Source organism: Gilliamella sp. App4-10, from assembly GCF_001690495.1.
GTDB classification, from domain to species: domain Bacteria; phylum Pseudomonadota; class Gammaproteobacteria; order Enterobacterales; family Orbaceae; genus Gilliamella; species Gilliamella apicola_G.
Genome location: NZ_LZGS01000035.1, coordinates 308,790 through 330,483 on the forward strand (window position 1 = coordinate 308,790; position 21,694 = coordinate 330,483).

Genomic DNA, 21,694 nt, shown 5'->3' on the forward strand with positions numbered 1-21,694 from the left:
TTGCTACTCTTTTGTTTTATTACTTGATTTTGGTTTCGATTTGCTACGTTTTTTACTTTTAGCTTTCACTTCAACTTTCGTGTTTAGTTTAGCACTTGATTTTGCCTTTTTTTTAATACTTTGTTTAGCACGACTTTCGCTAGTTGTTTTTTTACCTTTTCGCTTAAGCGGCAAATCAGCATGCGGATCGGTTTGGGCTTGTTTAGACTTTTCTTTTGCTGTTTTACCTTGACGTTTTGGCTTATTATTACTGCCAACCAGCGAAAAATCAATTTTACGTTCTTCTGGATTAACATTATCGACTTTTACTTGCACTTTATCGCCTAAACGATAAGTAAAACGTGTATTTTCACCAATTAAACGATTGTGCGAGGCATCATAAATATAATAGTCGTTTTCTAACGAGGAAACATGCACTAAACCATCAATGAAAAAATCGTCTAATCGAACAAAGAAACCAAAATTAACCACGCTTGAAATCGTACCGTTAAATACTTCACCGACATGATCTTGCATATAATCACATTTGAGCCAATCAACCACATCACGCACAGCTTCGTCAGCACGCCGTTCGGTCATTGAACAATGTTCACCAAAGTAGAGCATTTCGCTAGTGGTATAGCAATGTCCGCCAGTCTTACTGGTTTTATGCTGTTGGTCAGCTAAGATCCATTTAATCGCTCGATGTAATAACAAATCTGGGTAACGACGAATTGGCGAGGTAAAGTGCGCATATTCCTCAAGCGCTAAACCAAAATGCCCTCGATTTTCAGGATCATAAATGGCTTGCTTCATGGAGCGTAAAATTACCGTTTGCAACATATCATGATCAGGACGCGTTTCAACCACCGTCATTAATTCGGCGATATCTTTCGGTTTTGGACTGGCGCCACCACCCAGCGATAAGCCAAGCTCACTTAATACTCTGCGCAGATTGCTCATTCGATCTTCATCTGGCCGGTCATGCACGCGGAATAATGATGGCACTTGCGCATCAATCACTAATTTTGCTGCCGAAACATTGGCTAAAATCATACACTCTTCAATAATTTTATGTGCGACATTACGTTGCGCAAGCTCAATACTTTCGATACGCTTATCAGCATTAAAAATAAATTTTGGCTCATCTGATTCAAACCCTATCGCACCGCGTGCAATTCGTGCATTATCAAGCACTTTATATAATCCATATAGATTCTCAAGATGTGGCACTAACTCTTGGTAATGTTGACGTAGCGCTTTATCACCCTCTAAAATTTTAGCTACTTTAGTATAGGTTAATCTGGCATGTGAATTCATCACCGCTTCGTAAAACTCATAGCCTGTTAATCGCCCTTTGTTAGACACGGTCATTTCGCAAACTAAACATAAACGATCAACTTGTGGATTTAACGAACAAAGTCCATTAGATAATACTTCGGGAAGCATTGGTACAACTCGTGATGGAAAGTAAACCGATGTACCACGCAAGCAGGCTTCTTTATCTAAGGCTTTATCAGGTCTAACATAATAACTCACATCGGCAATCGCCACCCATAAACGATAGCCCCCACCACGATTTTTTTGGCAATAAACCGCATCATCAAAGTCCCGTGCATCTTCACCATCAATAGTGACTAAAGGCAATTGACGCAGATCTTTTCGCCCTTTTTTAGCACTTTCTGGCACTTGTTCGGTAAATTTGCTCACTTCTTTTTCAACAGCTTGTGGTAATTCATAAGGAATTTCGTGGTTTCGTAGTGCAATATCAATCGCCAAATTGGTTCCCATGATCTCACCAAGCACTTCTTTTATAATACCGACGGCTTTTTGACGACGTTCCGGGCGTTGCTGTAATTCAACCACGACTACCGTTCCCATACGAACCGTGCGATCAGGTTTGCCAGCAATTAAAATATCAAAGTTTAAACGGCTGTCATCAGGCACAACAAAACCAATGCCTTGCTCAACAAAATATCGCCCAACAATTTGATTATTGCGTGGTTCTAAAATTCGTACAACCCGAGCTTCCATTTTTCCACGATATTTAGTGCCCATTGGCTGCGCTAAGATCACATCACCTTGTAAAACTTTTTTCATTTGCTCTGGCGATAAAAAATAGTCTTCAAGACGCCCTTCAACGCGTAAGAAACCAAATCCATCACGATGCGCAATTACACTGCCTTTAACCATGTCGAATTTTTCAGGTAAGGCATAACATTTACGGCGCGTAAACACAACTTGCCCGTCACGCTCCATAGCCCGCAAGCGACGATGCAACGCCACTTTTTGTTCTTCATCTTTAATAGCAACAGCTTGGGCAATTTTTTCTAAACTTGCCGGTTTTGCTTCTTGTTTAAGGTAATCTAAAATAAGCTCACGGCTAGCAATAGGGGAATCATACTTCTCAGCTTCGCGATCAAAAAATGGATCTTTTATCATAAGGGATATCCTGTGACTAATATTAGCGCTAGCATAACATAGAGTGCTATAACTTAAAATGAAGATTCAATTTATAAACAAGCGTCAAAATGTTGTTAACCTATTTTAATGTAGGATTTTGTCAGTATTCGATACTAGACTTAAAAAACGATAAGAATCAAAATTCCAAATAATGGGAACGTTTGTTGCCGAAAAATAAAGCCTTTTTATTTTTGTGAATGGAGTAAATTGGGTGCAGTGGTTTCGGACGTTTGTCGTTTAGGTGCTCCAAATAGCTATAATGACCACGTCCGAGTTAGTTTTTTGCGAATTCCCCTAAAAACCCCCCCGCGCTGGGCAGCAGAATGAGACCTTCTGCTGCCCAGCGCAATTACTCGTATCATCCTGATACTCGCCCTCATCGAGGCCATCTTTGATTTGCTTAGATGCTCGAATTTGTTCCAAACAAATTTGGCTCTCGGCAAAGCATAGCATAGCCTTGCCAAACATCCCTATTTAGCGTGCTAACTGACTATATTAGCGTCATATTCTGACACAGGAATAAGACAAACAACATAGTCAATTATTTTTGGAGGTTATTTTGTTTTTATAATTATCTTGATGATTTTATTTTAATTACCGCGTATACGGCGTTAAAGGCGTTATTCTTTCATCAGCTTAGAGGGAGCTATTTCTAAACTGCCTATACGGCGTTAAAGATTTGACGTATAACCATTTTACCTTCTAGAATTTTCTAAACCGCCTATACGGCGTTAAAGAAAGTGACAATTAGTACATTTGGTGAAGCAATTTTCTAAACCGCCTATACGGCGTTAAAGAGATATCAGGATCTGCAGCCGGATTTTACGCATTTCTAAACCGCCTATACGGCGTTAAAGTCTATGTTGGACAGTTAAAATACGGCTTAAATTTTCTAAACCGCCTATACGGCGTTAAAGTGGATTTATTGCGACACAGCATTGAATGCGACTTTCTAAACCGCCTATACGGCGTTAAAGTGCCTGTTGCGGTGTGTGGCGCAACGGCAATGTTTCTAAACCGCCTATACGGCGTTAAAGTAACTGCAATTTATAACCGCATTTTAGAAAAATTTCTAAACCGCCTATACGGCGTTAAAGTAGAACTTAAGATTCGATAAGCCCTGCTTTATAAAGATAAACGACAATTTCATCTTTGAAAACCCTTTTTTTGAGCTGTTTTTTAATATACTGATTTTATTGAATTTTAAATTGTTGTTAGAAAAAGGGTTAGCAGAAGTTTTAATTCAAAAAAATTCTAAAAAAATAAATTAAATAAAATCAATACGTTTTCTGACTAATTGTTAGTTAGTAGTTGGTTGTTTTTTTCAAAAAAACAACCAATCACCACTATTTGTTTTGTTCCCGCTCAATCGCACGATAGCCAATATCATGGCGATAAAAACAGCCATGCCAATAAATACTTTTTATTTGCTGATAAGCACGCTGTTGTGCATCGAGTACCGTATTTCCTAATGTGGTCACACACAACACTCGTCCACCGTTGGTGTATAAGTTGCCATTTTCTAAACTAGTACCGGCATGGAAAATTTTGCAATCATCGGTTGATTCTGCCGGTAGTCCAAAAATCGCATCTTGGGTATTATATTCGCCTGGGTAGCCACCTGCAGCTAGCACCACGCCTAATGCAGGTCTTGGATCCCATTTTGATTGTACGGTATCTAATTTACCATCAACTGCAGCCAAGCAGAGTCTGACTAAATCTGATTGCATTCGCATCATTATTGGCTGTGTTTCGGGATCGCCAAATCGGCAATTAAACTCAATAACTTTTGGATTACCTTCTTTATCAATCATTACACCTGCATATAAAAAGCCAACATAAACATTGCCTTCTTGCGCCATGCCATCAACCGTTGGGTAGATGATTTCATCCATTATTCGTTTAAAAACAGCATCACTCACCACTGGTGCTGGCGAATATGCCCCCATACCACCAGTATTTAATCCTGTATCACCATCACCAACTCGTTTATGGTCTTGGCTTGTTGCCATGGGTTCGACATTTTTGCCATCCACCATGACAATAAAGCTGGCTTCTTCACCATCGAGAAACTCTTCAATCACTACTCGGTGACCGGCATCACCAAAGGCATTACCGGCTAGCATATCACGGACAGCATCTTCAGCTTCTTTCACTGTCATGGCAACAATCACCCCTTTACCTGCCGCTAGCCCATCAGCCTTAATCACAATCGGTGCACCCTTTTCACGAATATAGGCAATGGCTGGAGCGACTTCGGTAAAGTTTTGATATTCTGCGGTGGGGATTTTGTGGCGAGCTAAGAAGTCTTTAGTAAAGGCTTTTGACCCTTCAAGTTGTGCAGCGGCTTTAGTTGGTCCAAAGATTTTTAATCCCGCTTTTTGGAAGCTATCAACAATGCCAATTACTAACGGAGCTTCGGGTCCCACTATAGTTAAATCGATTTGTTCTTGTTGGGCAAAATTGAGTAATCCCCCCACATCGGTTGCTTTAATATTAATATTTTCTAAGCCTGATTCAAGTGCAGTACCTGCATTACCTGGCGCAACAAAGACTTTTGATACTAATGGCGATTGTGTGACTTTCCAAGCAAGTGCATGTTCACGCCCACCATTACCTATGATTAAAACTTTCATAAAAGATCCTTTAAATACTTCAACCTAAAAAAGGAGTGTCAATTTTTAAGTTTGACAAAACCAAGTAATCTATTTTAATAAATTAATGACTGACTCATTTTATAAATCATTAATGTCTAAAGTGGCGCATATGAGTAAAAATCATCGCAATATTGTGCTCATTCGCCGCTTGGATCACTTCGTCATCGCGAATCGATCCACCTGGCTGAATAACACAAGTCACCCCTGCAGCGGCAGCAGCGTCAATTCCATCTCTAAATGGGAAAAACGCATCTGATGCAACAACAGAACCTGCAACGTCTAGATTTTCGTCTTGCGCTTTAATGCTCGCGATTTTTGCGGAATAAACTCGGCTCATTTGACCTGCTCCAATACCAATTGTCATGTTATCTTTTGCATAAACAATGGCATTCGATTTAACAAATTTAGCCACTTTCCAACAAAATAGCGCATCGGAAAGCTCTTGGTCTGTTGGCTTACGTTTGGTGACTACCATTAATACATCTGGCGATATCATGCCTACATCACGATCTTGCACTAACAAACCACCATTGACACGTTTAAAATCTAAACTTGCCGACGCTGATGTTGACCACTCGCCACATTCAAGCACGCGCACATTTTTTTTAGCTTGTATGATGGTGAGTGCTTCTTGGCTGACTGAAGGTGCAATAATCACTTCAACAAATTGTTTATCAACAATCGTTTGGGCGGTTTTAGCATCTAACGCTCTATTAAACGCAATAATGCCACCAAAAGCTGAAGTTGGGTCTGTTTTAAAGGCTTTTTCATAAGCGTTTAGAATGTTATCGCTAACGGCAACACCACAAGGGTTTGCATGTTTTACAATCACACAAGCGGGCTCGTCAAATGATTTTACGCATTCAAGTGCAGCGTCGGTATCAGCAATATTATTATAAGAAAGTGCTTTACCTTGCAGTTGCTTTGCTGTGGCAATCGAGGCTTCTTTGACATCTTGCTCAACATAAAAAGCTGCTTGCTGATGGGCATTTTCGCCGTAACGCATATTCTGTTTTTTAATGAATTGTAGATTTAACGTCCTAGGAAACTCACCCGATGGTTCATTGGTTTCACCCATATACGGGGGGACTAATTGCCCAAAATAGTTGGCAATCATGCCGTCATATTTAGCTGTGTGTTCAAAGGCTTTAATTGCAAGGTTAAAGCGGTATTCAAAAGAAAGGGAATTTTGGTTATCATCCATCATGTTAATGATATTGGCATAATCACCACAATCAACCACAATGGCGACATATTTATGATTTTTAGCGGCCGATCGTACCATCGTCGGGCCACCAATATCGATGTTTTCAACGGCTTCTTCTAACGTGCAATTGGTGTTAGAAACCGTTTGTACAAATGGGTAAAGATTGACAACCACCATATCGATTGGCGTAATTTGATGTTGTTGCATCACGTCATCATCAATCCCTCGTCGCCCTAGAATCGCCCCATGAATTTTGGGATGTAACGTTTTAACTCGTCCATCCATCATTTCAGGAAATCCGGTATAGTCAGAAACTTCTGTTACAGGTATCTGGTTTTCCATTAACAATTTTGCCGTTCCCCCTGTTGAAAGAAGTTCCACATTTCGTTCTGATAAGGCTTTGGCAAACTCTAAAATACCGGTTTTATCGGACACACTAAGTAAAGCACGGCGGATGGGACGAAACTGCTGCATGAGGGAGGCTCCGAAGTTGATATCTACAATCTTAGTTATTGAGCCAACATTATATATAAATTAAAGATAGATGTTGAGTATTAACTTGTTAAAAAATATCGAAACAGTGAATGATAATGTTTGACTTTTATCATAGAATTAACGCTTAACAATTATGGTTGCTCCTCCTAAAGCTGGAGCAACTTTTCTTTGGTCGACTTGACTTTAATTACACATAATCCAATCTGCCATTCAAAGATCAAGAAATAAACGCTAAGGATAGACGCATATCCCATTGTAGTTCCAATCTTTGCTATTGTTGCTAATCATACCATCTGTCGTTGAGACCATGAAATGATGAGTGCTATCCTTCTCATCATTTGTCCAGAGATATGAAGTGGCTCGAAAATCGGTGTAACTTAACAAACTACCCCATTCGCTGAGAAAACCTGCGCCGATCCGGCGCTGGTAATTATTATTATTTGATGGCGGCGTGGCACCAACTGAACCTTCACAGAGTGCAATGTTTCCACTAAAACAACCTGCATTGGTAAGATCTTTTACTTGTGGAAGACGATATCCTAGGCTTGTACACCACGTTGCTGTGGCGGGAGCTGAATCAATTTTACTTCCGCGACTGACAAACCACTTTTGCAAAACAAATCCATATTTTAACACCGTTTGCCCACTACTATCTTTACCCTCTAATTCGAATAACTGTGGTAAGGTAGGTTTTGGCATTGGATTAGGTTTGTCGCTGTCCCATTGACCTCTTGCTTCTGGACCTGTTAGTGTAACCCGAACATTAGTACCGCTTTTATTCGGTGTCATGGTGGCAGTTATCCCCCCTTGCGTGACCGGAGCCCAAACTAGTGGACCACTTTCACTTCCTATTATATCTAAATAAAAATATAAACCATCAGCACCTGTGGTCGGAAAATTACGGTTATAAGATGCGGGTGTGGTAGATTGAGTAATAAAACCTTGACCAGATTTCCATATGTCAGCAGGACCGATGGAATCCACTGTTTCATTTTGTATATTATCAGTTTTTAAGTAACAAATTGCAAAAGATGCTTTTGGATTGATATAATAAGTTTCTGTCCTGTCTTCGAAAAGACTAATTTTAGGTGAACCATACAGCGTACTTAAACTACTACCTGAGCTTCTTAATACCACTTTATAAGGTGAATTACAAACATTCAAAACTTCACTACGCTCCACTGCGTGATCATATTTATCGGTGATGTTAACCTCTAAACTACCTGTTGCACTTACGCCATTTGTGCCCTGTCCATCGCCATCATCATCTCTCCAGTAGTTATAAGAATCACCAATAAGTGCACTTAAATCGATTGAACTCTTTGATGTGGGTATAAACATACTAATATCAGCAAAACTCTCATTTACATTAGGTAATACTATTGGGGTTGCGGGTGATGAATTATTGTTTTTTTGAGTAATAGTTGTACCATCCGATAAGGTGATACCTAATAATCCATCAGTTTCATAAGCTTTTGTTATACCATCATTAAACGTTAAATATGGTGCGGTACCTTGGATGGTATTGATGGTAGTGGCTGATAAAGCTTGTGAATCTAATGAATATGATAACAATAACGAAGCCAATACTAAAAATAATTTAGATGATAAAAATAAAGTTGCAGAAAATACTCGGCTAGAGCGATACTTTAAAAAGTTTAATACATAAGGTTGCCAGTTCCTTATGTTCAGGCCATACAACATAACTTCCCATCCGTCAAGTGATCTTTTGTGTTATTTATCTTTTTGGGTTGTTAGCTTTTAGAATAAGCTACATTTATTTTAATTAGTTTAAATTATAACCGCTTAGAAAGAAATTGACTACTTTTTTAGTTAAATATTTGTAAATATTTGTTAATTGTTTTTCAATTAGGTTTTGTGAAAAGCCTGAAAATTTTCAGAAAGCTAGTGTTTGAATATAAAATATTTTTAATTGAGTTGAAATTGTTGGCGTATTCTAGCCTCAAATAAATAGCAATAAATAATAGCCTTCAGATGTTGTAAAAAATTAGTGTGTTTTTTATAGAAAAAACATGCAAATATCGCATTGATTTTATTTATTTTTATTTTGTAAAGCGCTAAACGTTTTTAAAGTGAAATTAAAAAAAATCAGGCATAAATATGCCTGATTAATCAAAAAAGATCGAGTAAGATCTTTAATCATCACTATAGCCTAAACTTCGTAATGCTCGTTCATCATCCGCCCAACCTGCTTTGACTTTTACCCAAAGCTCTAGATGGACTTTATTATCAAAAAATGACTGCATGTCTTTACGAGCTTCAATCCCTATTTTTTTGATCTTTTCACCTTTATTGCCGATGACCATTTTCTTTTGTCCATCGCGTTCAACTAAAATTAATCCATTAATTCGATACATTCCATTACGTTCGTCAACTTTGAATTGTTCAATTTCAACAGTTACCGAATAAGGTAATTCATCACCTAAAAAACGCATCAGTTTTTCACGGATGATTTCCGATGCCATAAAGCGTTGCGACCGATCGGTAATGTAATCTTCTGGGAAATGGTGTTCGCCTTTGGGTAAGTGTTTTTTGACGATATTTTTGATAATATCAACACCTTCACCTTTTTCAGCGCTAATTGGCACAACATCAAGAAAGTTAATTTTTTGGCTGATTGTTTGAATATGCGGTAATAGTTGTGTTTTGTCGGTAACGTTATCAATCTTATTAATGACTAGCAAAACTGGACTTTTGCAGTCTTTTAGTTTGTTAGCGACCATTTCATCATCGTCATTCCAATGTGTCCCTTCAACTACAAAAATCACTAGCTCCACATCACCAATTGAACTGCTTGCTGCACGATTCATTAAGCGATTAATGGCTCTTTTTTCTTCAATATGGAGTCCAGGTGTATCAATATAGATAATTTGGTCATTATTCTGTGTGTCGATACCGACAATGCGATGGCGGGTCGTTTGCGCTTTGCGTGATGTAATCGAAACTTTTTGACCAAGTAACTGGTTTAATAGTGTTGATTTACCTACATTTGGTCGCCCAATAATGGCGACAAATCCACAATGTTGTGTTGTTTCTATCATTTTATACCTAATTGGTTGAGTGCTTCTTGTGCGGCAGTTTGTTCTGCTTTTCGGCGACTTAAGCCACGACCTAAATATTGGCGACTATCGTTATCGATTTTGCATTGAATTAAGAATTCTTGCTCGTGGTTATCGCCGATGACTTCTAGTATCAAATAGCATGGGCGGGGGCGATGAGTTCCTTGTAAATATTCTTGCAATCTTGTTTTTGCATCTTTTTGTTTAATACCTGGTTGGATTTGGTTTAAACGGCTTTGATACCACGATAAGATTAGCTGGCGAATTGTCTCAATGTTGCTATCTAAGTAAATGGCACCAATAATGGCCTCAACGGCATCAGAAATAATCGACTCACGACGAAATCCACCACTTTTTAATTCGCCTTGTCCTAAAATTAGGTGATCACCTAATTTGAAATCTTTGCCCATTTCGGCAAGTGTTTGCCCGCAAACTAACGTTGCTCGCATTTGGCTTAGGTCGCCTTCGTCTTGTTTGACAAAACGGTGATAGAGTTCATCGGCAATGACAAAACTTAAAATAGAATCCCCTAAAAACTCTAAACGCTCGTTATGTAGTTTATTAGCACTTCGATGAGTAAGTGCTAATTCAAGTAGAGATATATCTTGAAACTGATAACCGATTGATTGTTGTATTTGAGTAAATTTTTTCATAGTTTTGGTTTTTAATGTATGCGACCAATACGACTAAAGCGGATTCCCGTTGGCCATTCGTTTGGTTGTTTTTCAAAGCTGATCCAAATTGCTGTTGCTTTACCAACAAAGTTGGCTTTGGGCACAAAACCAAAGTATCGGCTATCGCCACTGTTATCTCGGTTGTCGCCCATCATAAAGTAATGATCTTGTGGCACGACCCAAGTGGCAACAGGTTGATCTTTTTGGTGATAATAATAGTTTGGATCTTCTTGCGTACCTTGCGTTGTTAAAATATTGTGTGGCATGCCACCTAAAGTTTCTTGTTGAATGTTCATATTCAATGTCACGATAGATTCAGAATTGACAATACCTTTATCAACATATTGATCTAGCGTATAAAAATTAGGGTTTGATTTGAACTGTTCGTGCACTTCTTTCCAGTTACTTGGTTTGCGTTCGCTGTAATGTAAATCGAGTGGCTGTGATTGTTGCCCTACACAATTGGAATCCGTTATTTGGCATGCTGGATAGATTAAAATTTGCTTTTCTTTAACCAGATAGACGATTTTGTCGCCGGGCAAACCAACAACGCGTTTAATCAAATCCATTTGGGGAATATTTGGGTGTTTAAATACAGCCACATCACCACGTTTGGGTTGTCCTGTCGGGATGATGACGGAGTTGGTAATAGGATCACGTACGCCATAAGAGAATTTTTCAACCGCAATAAAGTCGCCGACTAATAAAGTCTGCATCATTGACCCTGATGGAATTTGAAACGGTTCATAAATAAATGAACGAATAACAAACACCACAAACAAAACAGGAAAAAACGATGCTAAGCTTTCGACCCAGCCTTTGGGTTTACCAACTTCGGCAAGTATTTTTCCATCTACTTCGCCATTGCTTTGGATTCGAACTTCTTCAACTTTACGCTGCCTTGCTGGTTTCCATTTAAATTTTTCTAAAAACCAAAAAATACCCGTAATAAATGTTGCTAGTGTTAATATGATGGCAAACGTCCCAGCCATTTTTCTTCCTCTTTAAATAAATCTTCTTATCGATTTGTTTTTAATTAATTAATCTTTTCCTACATGCAAAATCGCTAAAAACGCTTCTTGCGGTAATTCAACATTACCAACTTGTTTCATACGTTTTTTACCTTCTTTCTGCTTCTGTAAAAGTTTCTTTTTACGACTTACATCACCACCATAACATTTGGCTAATACGTTTTTACGTAGTTGTTTTACGGTTGAGCGTGCTATGACATGATTGCCGATAGCCGCTTGAATGGCGATATCAAATAGTTGACGAGGAATAAGATCTTTCATTTTTTCGACTAATTCCCGCCCTCGATATGGAGCGTTATCTTTATGGGTGATTAAAGCTAATGCATCCACTCGCTCACCGTTAATTAATACATCCAATCTTACCATGTCAGCAGCTTGGAATCGTTTAAAACTATAATCTAATGAGGCATACCCACGCGAAGTCGATTTTAGTTTATCAAAAAAGTCTAATACAACTTCCGTCATTGGAATTTCATACGTTAAAGCAACTTGATTACCATGATAAACCATGTTGGTTTGCACGCCGCGTTTTTCAACACATAAAGTGATGACGTTACCTAAATAAGTTTGTGGAACAAGTATGTTACATTCTGCAATCGGTTCACGTAATTCCTGTATATTATTTACAGCAGGTAATTTTGCTGGGCTATCCACGTAGATAATGTCATTTGACGTGGTTAACACTTCATAAACAACCGTTGGTGCGGTAGTAATCAGATCGAGATTGTATTCACGCTCTAAACGTTCTTGGATAATTTCCATATGCAATAAACCAAGAAAACCACAACGAAATCCAAATCCTAAAGCGCCTGAATTTTCGGGCTCATAAAACAGTGAGGCATCATTTAGGCTTAATTTACCAAGGGCATCACGAAAAGCTTCGTAATCGTCAGAACTGGTTGGAAATAGTCCCGCATAAACTTGCGGTTTAACCTTTTTAAATCCCGGTAAGGGGGTTTGTGCAGGTGCTTTTGCTAAGGTTAAGGTATCGCCGACTGGCGCACCTAATATATCTTTGATAGCACAAACAACCCAGCCCACTTCGCCACAATGCAAGCACTGTTTGTCGACTTGTTTCGGCGTAAAAATTCCAAGACGATCAACATTATAAGTCATGCCTGTACTCATGACTTTGATCTTATCCCCTTTGTTTAATTCGCCATTTTTAATGCGGATTAATGAAACCACCCCTAAGTAATTATCAAACCACGAATCGATAATAAGTGCTTGTAATGGTGCATTCGAATCACCTTCTGGTGGAGGAATGTCACTAACTAATTGTTCAAGCACATCAATAACACCTACACCAGTTTTAGCCGAACAGCGAACGGCATTACTTGCATCAATGCCAACAATGTCTTCAATTTCGGCCGCTACGCGCTCTGGTTCTGCAGCGGGTAAATCAATTTTGTTAAGAACAGGGACAACTTCAAGATCCATATCTAACGCAGTATAGCAGTTTGCTAGCGTTTGTGCTTCAACGCCTTGCCCTGCATCCACAACTAATAAAGCCCCTTCACAAGCAGCGAGCGAACGCGAGACTTCATATGAGAAGTCAACATGACCTGGCGTGTCGATGAAATTGAGCTGATAGATTTCGCCATTTTTAGCATGATAATCAAGTGTTACACTTTGTGCTTTAATTGTAATGCCTCGCTCACGTTCAAGATCCATTGAGTCGAGCACTTGGGCTTCCATTTCGCGATCTGAAAGTCCACCACAAATTTGAATTATGCGGTCTGAAAGCGTTGATTTACCATGGTCAATATGGGCAATAATTGAAAAATTGCGGATATTTTTATTCATATTAATAAATTATAATTAGTATCTTGGTTATTAACAGTTAACTATCTAAAGCGTTTTTTGGTTATTACCAATATTGCTAATAATTACATAGTCAGAAAGAGGAACATTTTACACATTTATCACTGCTAAGCATAGCGTTATCGAGAAGTTTGCACTTATTTCTGGATAATATTTTGCGCAATACGCTCAACGGTCGTTAGCGGTAAATTACCAATAACAATAATATTTTTGTGCCCCACGTTAGTTGAATATATAGTCCTTCCACCTTGTTGAATAATTTGGTTGGATTGCTTAGCTTGTTCAGCGGAGATATTAACCGTAAACGAAAATACACCATCTGAAAACAGTTTAGTCGCAATATCAGAACTGTAAAAATTTAAATTATAGGTGGCTATTTCTTTAAATCCTTTAGGTAACCAAGCCAGTCGCCATTGGTCGAACGCATTATTTTGTTTTTCGATCGATAATAAAATTGGATAAGTTCGGCTGTTAATGTAGTTTGCTAGCTCTTTTTTATCAAAATTTTTATCAAGTTGGATCACTTTTATCTGGTTAATAATGATGCTATTTTGATCTAATAAATCGATCCTAATCGGTAAAGAAGTATCATCATCAATCCAAATTACGTAGCTATAACGATCCTGTTCTTTGGCGATGATTTTGACCAACTGCGCACTTCGATTAGCTGTCCTTGCTTTGCCTAATGCAATAAAGTCGTAAACATCTTTGAGGTCGTTAAAATTATTATAAATAACGTCAGGAAAAGCCTCGATAATGCGCGAACTAGTGATAGAAAAAGATGCGCTATCAGGCTGAAAGTAACTGGTTATGCCCTTATGCAAGATAATCTCTTTATCGGGACCTTCAAGATAACGCAAATATGCATTAATATCTTCTTTTGCAATAGCGCCTAAATGGCTATATTCGAATGTGGTTACATACTGATTTTTATCTTGAGATAAGAAGTAAATACGGTAATCTTGCGTTTGTACAGCACTATTCATTTTGTTTAATAGCGCTAAAGCTTCCTCAGTATCGTTGGCATAAATCGATACTGAAAAAAACGCAAAAAACAGAGTGAATATAATATTTTTACTCTGTTTTATAATATGTTCAACGAAATAATTTGGTAATTTCATTACGAATTAATGAGCATTTAATCTTTTTTGTAATTCATAATCTTGTACAAGCAATCTAATTTTGTCATATTGTCGTTTTTCAAGTAATTGCTGATCGTTTTGTTGATGAATTCCACCCACCTGAGCTACATTTACGCCAACAGGTACAGTGTTTAATGTAGGGCTTACACTCGTATTATCTGTTCGCCCTTGATGATATTGCACGCCTGCAATAATGCCAAGAGTTACACACGCAGCAAGTCCAACTTGGCTTACTTTGGAAAAAAAATCTTTAACATGAATCCAAATTAAATTCTCTACTTTTGGTGGTGTGGTTGTTTCAATATTAGGCTGATCAACAAGTTGATTGTATAAATCTTCATTCGCGATCGCTTGAGCAATTTGGTTAGAGATATCTAAAGTTAATAAACTACTATGCAACTCACCTCTCATTGTGTCTCTTACAATATGATAGCGATGCCAACATGATTGCAAATTTTCATCATGTGATACTTCATCAACTATGTAATCGTTTGTAAGCTCACCATCCATAAGTAATGAAAGTTGCTCTTTCTGTTCTATTTGCATAGTAAATACCTTAAATTTAGGACTACTTTTTATAAATTTATTTGTAGCCATTAACTGAGTAATGGTTTAATTTTTTCATCTATTGCATCACGCGCTCTAAAAATACGTGATCGCACTGTTCCAACTGGTGTATCCATTATTTGAGCAATTTCTTCGTAGCTTAAACCATCGATTTCGCGCAAGGTGATTGCGGTTTTTAAATCATCGGGTAGCGCTTCGATCGCTGCAAATACGGTTTTTTTTACTTCGTCTGAAAGTGCTAAATTTTCAGGGTTATTAAGATCTCTTAATGCATTCGCTCCTTCGTAACTTTCAGCTTCGCTAGCATCAATATCTGATGATGGCGGTCGTCGTCCTTGAGAGGTTAAATAATTTTTAGCTGTATTAACCGCAATTCGATACAACCATGTATAAAAAACACTTTCACCTTTAAAAAGGCTTAACGATCGATATGCCTTAATAAAAGTCTCTTGCACAACATCAGGAACTTCGGACGCTAATACATAACGAGAAACCAAATGAGCCAATTTATTTTGATAACGAACCACAAGTAAATTAAATGCGTTTTTATCTCCGCTAAGAACACGATCAACTAATACTTGGTCTGTTACTTGCTCCCCCATTAAAGGCCTTTCCTTATTATGTTAATAACTGTCAATCGGCCCAAATTTGTGCTGACATACAGTTAGATTCTTAAATCAAAAAAAAGTTCCCATTATTTTAATAGAAATTTGAGTATATTGCTTACTAATTGTAAATTAACTGTAAAATTTTGCTCTTTTTTTATATTAACAAACCTATTTTACTTATTTTTTGACACAATGATTAAAATAAAAATCTTTGTCAAACTTTTAATTGAGTGGAGTGATCTTTCGTTCGCCACAGTCATTATATGCGATTTGATAAAATTGAGGTAGATTAAAATTAACTGAGCTAGTAGTAAATGTAAAACGATCGTCAGATAGAACATAAAAATCATTGATATCTTTAACCATATTATCCTTTGAACCATTGCAGTTACGGTAAATTTCGATTTGATTATGTTCATTTAGAATGTAAAGATCAAAACCTAAATGGGTATCTTCAAAGAAGAATTGAATAATCCCTTCATAAGCAATGCTGTCGATTTCTTTCGGTAATTCACTGGTTTCGTCTAAAATGTTCAGCGGTCTACCTTGTACTTTGTTATTTGATACCGCACCATAAAAATCGATCGCATTTTCAAATTGATGGCATGAAACGCCTAATCGCTCAAAAAATAGATACCAAGAAGATCCGCCAATTCTTAATGGTTTAACTTGTGTTAAGTTGTTTTTTGTAGTAGTTAAACGTAAATCAATGCATTCATCCATCAGTTTTTTCATTTGTTGTCTGATTTCAGTACCTAAATATTCACTATAACAAAAAATTTCGATTGAATTGGGCAAGTCTGCATCTTTGTGCATACGATTTAATAATGCCTTAATGGCTTCCAACATCGATAGTGAACCACTAAAATGCAGTATGCGAATTTCGTTCCACGAATTTCGATAAAGAAGATCAATCGATCCAACCAAACTTAATTCGTGTTTGCCATAATTAAGTACGCTATTGGTAACTTCATCGTCTAATTCAATGTTAGCTGTCGGATCATCTTCTAGATTTAAAATAATAGCCAAATGACGGATTTCGCATGGACCATATAACTGTTCTTCGGTTGCTGCTGGCACGTCAATGGGAAAGTAATTTTTTAGATCCGCAATCAATTGATTGATTTTTGAGTTATTTCGATTTTCACCGTCATGATAATAAAAGGTGGTAGTATCAGCAATTAAGCCATTAAAATAACACCACCCAACCAGTTTTACTAAGTATTTGCTGTATTCTAAATATTGATGGCCAATAATTGATTGCAACATGGGTTTTTGATTGTAAACATACCACCCCGACCGATTGATGCGATCTTCAGCTACATGAATAAATGTTAATGCGTCTTCTTGCAAATTACCAGAGATATTGAGCTTTAAAGTGGTGATCTTGCCTGGCAATACTTCAAAAGCAGCATAGAGTTTACGCGTTAAGATCGCTAAATCCTGAGGACTAATCAATGAGTCTAAATTATTGCGGCGACCAAAATTGAGTAAATTTCGATAACCTATCATCATTGTGTTTAACAAGATTTCGTGTATTTCTCGAACTTGTCCTATTTTCCAAGTTTGACAAGCATCTAATTTTGCAATTTGTTGTTCATTCCATCCCCAATCTTTAACTAAATCACTAAGAATGGCACGACGCCAAGAATACGATTGCATTGGAATAGAAAGTTTTTCATTCACTTTTAAATAAAAGCAATTGCGAATTAACTCTAGTCGTTGAAAATCATTAATTTCAATGAGATATTTACTAATTCTGTCTAACAGCATGTAATACGAATCTAGATACATTCCTGTATGTATTTCACCATTTTGAATGAGTTCTCTCATTTGATAAGCAACCGGCTTATTTTGTGGATAAATCCATGAATATGCTTCTAATAATAGGGTTTTAAGTACCGCTTTAAAGGGTGAGTCAATACTTTTATACAGTTGCCATAAACTTGCGCCAAAATATTCTTCAGCCGATAATCCTGTTAGTGGACCAAAATCAATCCATTGATCTCGTTCAATTAAATTCAGATCAACCATTGCTTTAACACATTTTTCATAAGTAGGATAAGTAACATTATTTACGGTGAAGTTATAGGGCACTACAAACCACAACAAAAATTTTCCCGCTAATAAATTTGCGGAGCGGTAAAACTCTTCAAGTAATAAAATATGCTGCGCAGATCCGCAATTTTCGCCCATTAAACATTCATGATGCTTATTAATAAAACGATCGGCATCAACCACAAATAACGTTAATTTGACTTGTAAATCAGCTGCCCAATTTTCGATTAAACGGCATTTTTTTTGTAATGCTTCTTTTTGATTATCGGTTAAACTGTTTTCAATGCATATCCAAATATCAAGATCAGATTGAACCGATTGTCCAATAGAACACGTACTTCCCATCGAATATAAAGCTGATATTGCTAGAGGGGTGTTAGTTGACGTTTCGTTTGAATTTACAACAAAATTGAATTTGCTTTTAAGCAGTTTATTTGTATCATCAGATAATTGATAACAAGCAATACCTGAAGGTATATCACCTTCCATATATCCTGGTAATTCAGGAGTATGATAATGAAAAAGGGCAGGAAGTAATAAAAATACTTGTTGAAATTCAGCAGACATACCAATAAGAGCACGCTCACGTTTCAAATTAGCAAGATCTTCAAGTTCTTTTTTTATGTCATTGATATAATATTGCATAGCTTCAATTAGGTAATACACGCGTATTAAACTAACGCATTTGGTAAATCTAACATGTTATTTGTATAAGGTAAATAGGGCATAAATTTAAATCCCGAATAAAATGAATAATTATGATAACAATTGAAAATATAGCTAAACAGATTAAAAAACAAGAATGCACTAAATTTGTTGATAACAAAGCTGCAGTATTATTGCCGATCGTCGATATTGATCATCAGTTGCATCTAGTATTTCAAGTTCGATCAAAAAAACTAAAATGGCAACCAGGAGATATCTGTTTTCCTGGTGGACGAGTTGAATTAACTGACATCAATCCTGAATACACCGCCAAACGCGAAACTGTTGAAGAATTAGGTATATCCCTCAATCAAATAACGATTTTAGGACAATTACCTAAATTTATTGCAACTTTAGGCATAGCCATTTATCCATTTGTAGGCACAATAAACACACTAGATGATTTGCAACTAAACCATGACGAAGTTGAACAAATTTTTACCGTTCCTATTGAGTGGTTTCTCCATAATCCCCCACAGCGTGCAACAATGTTTGTAGGGCATAAACCTGCCGATGATTTTCCTTTCAATATTATTGTGAATCGATCACCAGAATGGCAAAAACGATCTGAACATTTGATCTATTTTTACCATTATAACAATTGGGTCATTTGGGGGTTAACAGCACAAATCCTTAAGCAATTTGTCGATAAAATCCAAGCATAAGCTATATGGAAAATATAATTTTAAAAAAATAATAATAATCTTACTTATTTGGAGAAAAGTTAACGCTTTTTTTAACAATTTATTTCATTTTAAACAATTAGTGCTAGGTATTCTTCCATTTTATGAAAAGATCTTGAGGATTATCGCTGAACGTCTTATAAAGGTATCTAGTTGTTTTACTAATCATTCCTGCCAAAACAACTAGATACCTTAACGATGTCTTAACGCTTTTTACAAGCAGACAAGGACAAAACTTTAGGAGCTCCGCCAGGTCGAATACTCTCGAAGCAATACTATTAATATATCTGCAAATTAAATAAGCGTTAAACAGTGATTTTCTATTTTAATAATTCAAAAATGAAGGATTCTATCATGAAATGTTTTAACAAAACCTCTATTGCTTTAGCCGTATTTTTATCATTACCTGTTGCCAATCTTTATGCTGCTCAACCGTTAACTGCCAAAGAAAGTAGTCTTTTAGTACCATTGAAAGAAATCTCAGTAACCGGAAGTTATTTACAAGCTGATAATGCCGCGAATGATATTTCGCACGCTGCCGATGAAGCCGGCGCTAAATACTACTATATTACTGCAATGGAAACTCCAGCCAATGGGACTTCATCAGATCGTGCTATTGTTTATGCTAATATTTATCAATCTAATGCACCAATTGCCGTACAAAAAGATGAAACCAATTATAATGGTGTGGTTTCTTATGAACGTTCAAAAGCCCTTTACTATTTACCATTCGAAGTCGTTAAATTGAAAGGTAATTACAATAACACTTCCCAAATTACTGAAGATGCAAGTAAATTAGCTGCTGAAAAAAATGCCTATGCGTTTTATATCTATTCTATTTCGTCGGCTGATAACAAAAATCAAGCGCAAGATATTGAAGTTGCCTTATACAACCAAGATGCACCGGTTAGAGATTATATCGCCACAACTGATATACACGGTCAAGATGCTTACGAAATAAGTAGCGAAGCATTTAAACATATGACGCCATACAAAACAATTAGTTTCCATGGTGTATTTAACAATACTTCCGATATCAGTGCAGCTGCACAAAAACATGCAGTTGCTAATGATGCACATTTTTATTATGTAAAAGAAGTAACATCTAACTCAGCAAGTACAGCACAAACTGTTTTTGTAAATCTATACAAATAAGATAGTGCATTACTAAAATCACTCCCACGAGAACAACCTATTTTTCCTCGTGGGTTTACAATTAAAACAACTTAATTAAATAATTGATTTATTATATTTTTTAATTAAAATCAATTATTTGTTCAGTAAGGAAAAATGGCTATTTTGTTTTTAATTAAAGCTACATTCTAGCAAAAAATCATCAAGTAAATGACTATATGGCTTGGATGCAAGAGTAACAATCACTCAGTTGCGGAATAAGAATTCTAATACTGCCCTTTTAAAATCAATAACTTAAACTAAAATTAATTAGCTAAAATCTAAATATAACTGACAAAAACCGAGTATAACTGAACTCAACCGCCAATTTACCGCCATTTATTTTATATTAAATAATGGGTTTAATGTGGTTGCTTCTTCTAGATGATCGGGAGCAAGATGGGCGTATCTCATCGTTGTTTTTATGTCTGTATGGCCAAGTATCTTTTGCAAAACAAGTATATTTCCACCATTCATCATAAAATGACTAGCAAAAGTGTGGCGCAATACATGAGTTAATTGCCCATCAGGCAACTCTATTCCTGTTCTGTCAATCGCTCTTTTAAATGCGTTTTCATGTGTACCTCTAAATATTTTTTTGTTTTCTTTTGGGATCTGGTCATATAGTTCTTTTGTTATTGGAACAGTTCGATTACGCCTTCCTTTTGTCTTAATGTATGTAATTTTATATGGCGTGATTTGAGATAATTTTAGATTGGCTATTTCTGACCACCTTGCTCCTGTTGAAAGTCCTATTTTTACCATTAATGATAAATACGTAACGTTGCTATTTTGACATTCATTTAATAATAGTTTTATTTGATCATTAGTTAAAAACGCCATTTCAGATTCATCAGTTTTAAACTGTTTGATATTTTCAACGGGGTTCGGGCGTTCCCACTCTCCTAATCGAGCCAATTCATTAAACATGGCACGAAGATAAACCAATTCGAGGTTTAACGTACGTAATGACACTGTTTTTACTGAATCGGTTCTATACAGTTCGCCAGTCATGCGTTTTTTTCGATAATTAGTAAATGTTTTAGTCGTAAAATCGCCAACTAATGGATCATTAGTTGACTGGCAAATAAACTCAAGAATCTTTTTTACACGCTTTCCATCTTTTAGTGTTTGCCCATGTGATTGATACCAGATATTAACTAAATCAGATATTCTTCGCCGATCTTGCTTTTCAGCAATCCACGGCTTAATAGCTACTTGTTCTTCAATATAGGCTTCATAAGCAAGTGCTTCACCTTTTGTTGTGAACGTTTTACGAATTCTACGCCCACCCTCTAGGTATTTTTCAAATAGCCATTTGCCATTACTTTGTTTTCTTACACTCACT

The 21,694-nt window shown here is 36.8% G+C and carries 15 protein-coding genes and 1 CRISPR repeat array; of the genes, 2 read left to right on the plus strand and 13 right to left on the minus strand.

The window, feature by feature from the left end; all coding sequences use genetic code 11:
• Positions 1 to 3 precede the first annotated feature (3 nt).
• The 12 genes from rnr to A9G23_RS06525 all read right to left on the minus strand — a co-directional run bounded on the left by rnr (position 4) and on the right by A9G23_RS06525 (position 18,430).
• Positions 4 to 2,421 (minus strand): ribonuclease R, encoded by a 2,418-nt coding sequence (rnr, locus tag A9G23_RS06470; protein WP_065586816.1) that lies wholly within the window; start codon positions 2,419 to 2,421, stop codon positions 4 to 6.
• Between the two features lie 670 nt (positions 2,422 to 3,091).
• Positions 3,092 to 3,540: a CRISPR direct-repeat array (repeat unit 29 nt; unit sequence TTTCTAAACCGCCTATACGGCGTTAAAGT).
• Between the two features lie 248 nt (positions 3,541 to 3,788).
• Positions 3,789 to 5,078 carry a phosphoribosylamine--glycine ligase gene (gene purD, locus A9G23_RS06475; protein WP_065586817.1) on the minus strand — a complete coding sequence of 430 codons (1,290 nt, stop codon included), beginning with the start codon at positions 5,076 to 5,078 and terminating at the stop codon, positions 3,789 to 3,791.
• A gap of 109 nt (positions 5,079 to 5,187) precedes the next feature.
• Positions 5,188 to 6,780 carry a bifunctional phosphoribosylaminoimidazolecarboxamide formyltransferase/IMP cyclohydrolase gene (purH, locus tag A9G23_RS06480; protein ID WP_065586818.1) on the minus strand — a complete coding sequence of 531 codons (1,593 nt, stop codon included), beginning with the start codon at positions 6,778 to 6,780 and terminating at the stop codon, positions 5,188 to 5,190.
• A 252-nt stretch (positions 6,781 to 7,032) separates the two neighbouring features.
• Positions 7,033 to 8,505, minus strand: a complete 1,473-nt coding sequence (locus tag A9G23_RS06485; protein ID WP_065586819.1) for a hypothetical protein — start codon at positions 8,503 to 8,505, stop codon at positions 7,033 to 7,035.
• A 452-nt stretch (positions 8,506 to 8,957) separates the two neighbouring features.
• Complete coding sequence (era, locus tag A9G23_RS06490; protein WP_065586820.1) at positions 8,958 to 9,863, minus strand: GTPase Era; 906 nt, start codon at positions 9,861 to 9,863, stop codon at positions 8,958 to 8,960.
• Complete coding sequence (rnc, locus tag A9G23_RS06495; RefSeq protein ID WP_065586821.1) at positions 9,860 to 10,534, minus strand: ribonuclease III; 675 nt, start codon at positions 10,532 to 10,534, stop codon at positions 9,860 to 9,862. The genes era and rnc overlap by 4 nt, the downstream gene beginning before the upstream one ends.
• Positions 10,535 to 10,545: 11 nt before the next feature.
• Positions 10,546 to 11,547 (minus strand): signal peptidase I, encoded by a 1,002-nt coding sequence (lepB, locus tag A9G23_RS06500; protein WP_065586822.1) that lies wholly within the window; start codon positions 11,545 to 11,547, stop codon positions 10,546 to 10,548.
• A gap of 48 nt (positions 11,548 to 11,595) precedes the next feature.
• Positions 11,596 to 13,392: a translation elongation factor 4 gene (gene lepA / locus A9G23_RS06505; RefSeq protein WP_065586823.1), complete on the minus strand. Its 1,797-nt coding sequence runs from the start codon at positions 13,390 to 13,392 to the stop codon at positions 11,596 to 11,598.
• A gap of 155 nt (positions 13,393 to 13,547) precedes the next feature.
• Positions 13,548 to 14,531, minus strand: coding sequence for a MucB/RseB C-terminal domain-containing protein (locus A9G23_RS06510; RefSeq protein WP_065586824.1), 984 nt, complete (start codon positions 14,529 to 14,531; stop codon positions 13,548 to 13,550).
• 6 nt (positions 14,532 to 14,537) lie between these two features.
• Positions 14,538 to 15,098 carry an RseA family anti-sigma factor gene (locus A9G23_RS06515; RefSeq protein ID WP_065586825.1) on the minus strand — a complete coding sequence of 187 codons (561 nt, stop codon included), beginning with the start codon at positions 15,096 to 15,098 and terminating at the stop codon, positions 14,538 to 14,540.
• A gap of 50 nt (positions 15,099 to 15,148) precedes the next feature.
• A complete protein-coding gene (gene rpoE, locus A9G23_RS06520; protein WP_065586826.1) occupies positions 15,149 to 15,721 on the minus strand; it encodes an RNA polymerase sigma factor RpoE in 573 nt (190 codons plus the stop codon).
• 228 nt (positions 15,722 to 15,949) lie between these two features.
• Positions 15,950 to 18,430: a class I adenylate cyclase gene (locus A9G23_RS06525; RefSeq protein WP_065586827.1), complete on the minus strand. Its 2,481-nt coding sequence runs from the start codon at positions 18,428 to 18,430 to the stop codon at positions 15,950 to 15,952.
• A 113-nt stretch (positions 18,431 to 18,543) separates the two neighbouring features.
• Between A9G23_RS06525 and A9G23_RS06530 the strand changes: the two genes are divergently transcribed.
• Positions 18,544 to 19,155, plus strand: coding sequence for an NUDIX hydrolase (locus A9G23_RS06530; protein ID WP_065586828.1), 612 nt, complete (start codon positions 18,544 to 18,546; stop codon positions 19,153 to 19,155).
• Between the two features lie 372 nt (positions 19,156 to 19,527).
• Positions 19,528 to 20,328 carry a YdgH/BhsA/McbA-like domain containing protein gene (locus A9G23_RS06535; RefSeq protein WP_065586829.1) on the plus strand — a complete coding sequence of 267 codons (801 nt, stop codon included), beginning with the start codon at positions 19,528 to 19,530 and terminating at the stop codon, positions 20,326 to 20,328.
• A 357-nt stretch (positions 20,329 to 20,685) separates the two neighbouring features.
• Here A9G23_RS06535 and A9G23_RS06540 read toward each other — a convergent pair whose 3' ends face one another.
• Positions 20,686 to 21,693, minus strand: coding sequence for a phage integrase (locus A9G23_RS06540; RefSeq protein ID WP_065586830.1), 1,008 nt, complete (start codon positions 21,691 to 21,693; stop codon positions 20,686 to 20,688).
• Position 21,694 lies beyond the last annotated feature (1 nt).

Coding starts and splice junctions, on each gene's coding strand:
- rnr (WP_065586816.1), bottom strand. CDS start 2,421: ATGATAAAAGATCCATTTTTTGATCGCGAAGCTGAGAAGTATGATTCC.
- purD (WP_065586817.1), bottom strand. CDS start 5,078: ATGAAAGTTTTAATCATAGGTAATGGTGGGCGTGAACATGCACTTGCT.
- purH (WP_065586818.1), bottom strand. CDS start 6,780: ATGCAGCAGTTTCGTCCCATCCGCCGTGCTTTACTTAGTGTGTCCGAT.
- A9G23_RS06485 (WP_065586819.1), bottom strand. CDS start 8,505: ATGTTGTATGGCCTGAACATAAGGAACTGGCAACCTTATGTATTAAAC.
- era (WP_065586820.1), bottom strand. CDS start 9,863: ATGATAGAAACAACACAACATTGTGGATTTGTCGCCATTATTGGGCGA.
- rnc (WP_065586821.1), bottom strand. CDS start 10,534: ATGAAAAAATTTACTCAAATACAACAATCAATCGGTTATCAGTTTCAA.
- lepB (WP_065586822.1), bottom strand. CDS start 11,547: ATGGCTGGGACGTTTGCCATCATATTAACACTAGCAACATTTATTACG.
- lepA (WP_065586823.1), bottom strand. CDS start 13,392: ATGAATAAAAATATCCGCAATTTTTCAATTATTGCCCATATTGACCAT.
- A9G23_RS06510 (WP_065586824.1), bottom strand. CDS start 14,531: ATGAAATTACCAAATTATTTCGTTGAACATATTATAAAACAGAGTAAA.
- A9G23_RS06515 (WP_065586825.1), bottom strand. CDS start 15,098: ATGCAAATAGAACAGAAAGAGCAACTTTCATTACTTATGGATGGTGAG.
- rpoE (WP_065586826.1), bottom strand. CDS start 15,721: ATGGGGGAGCAAGTAACAGACCAAGTATTAGTTGATCGTGTTCTTAGC.
- A9G23_RS06525 (WP_065586827.1), bottom strand. CDS start 18,430: ATGCAATATTATATCAATGACATAAAAAAAGAACTTGAAGATCTTGCT.
- A9G23_RS06530 (WP_065586828.1), top strand. CDS start 18,544: ATGATAACAATTGAAAATATAGCTAAACAGATTAAAAAACAAGAATGC.
- A9G23_RS06535 (WP_065586829.1), top strand. CDS start 19,528: ATGAAATGTTTTAACAAAACCTCTATTGCTTTAGCCGTATTTTTATCA.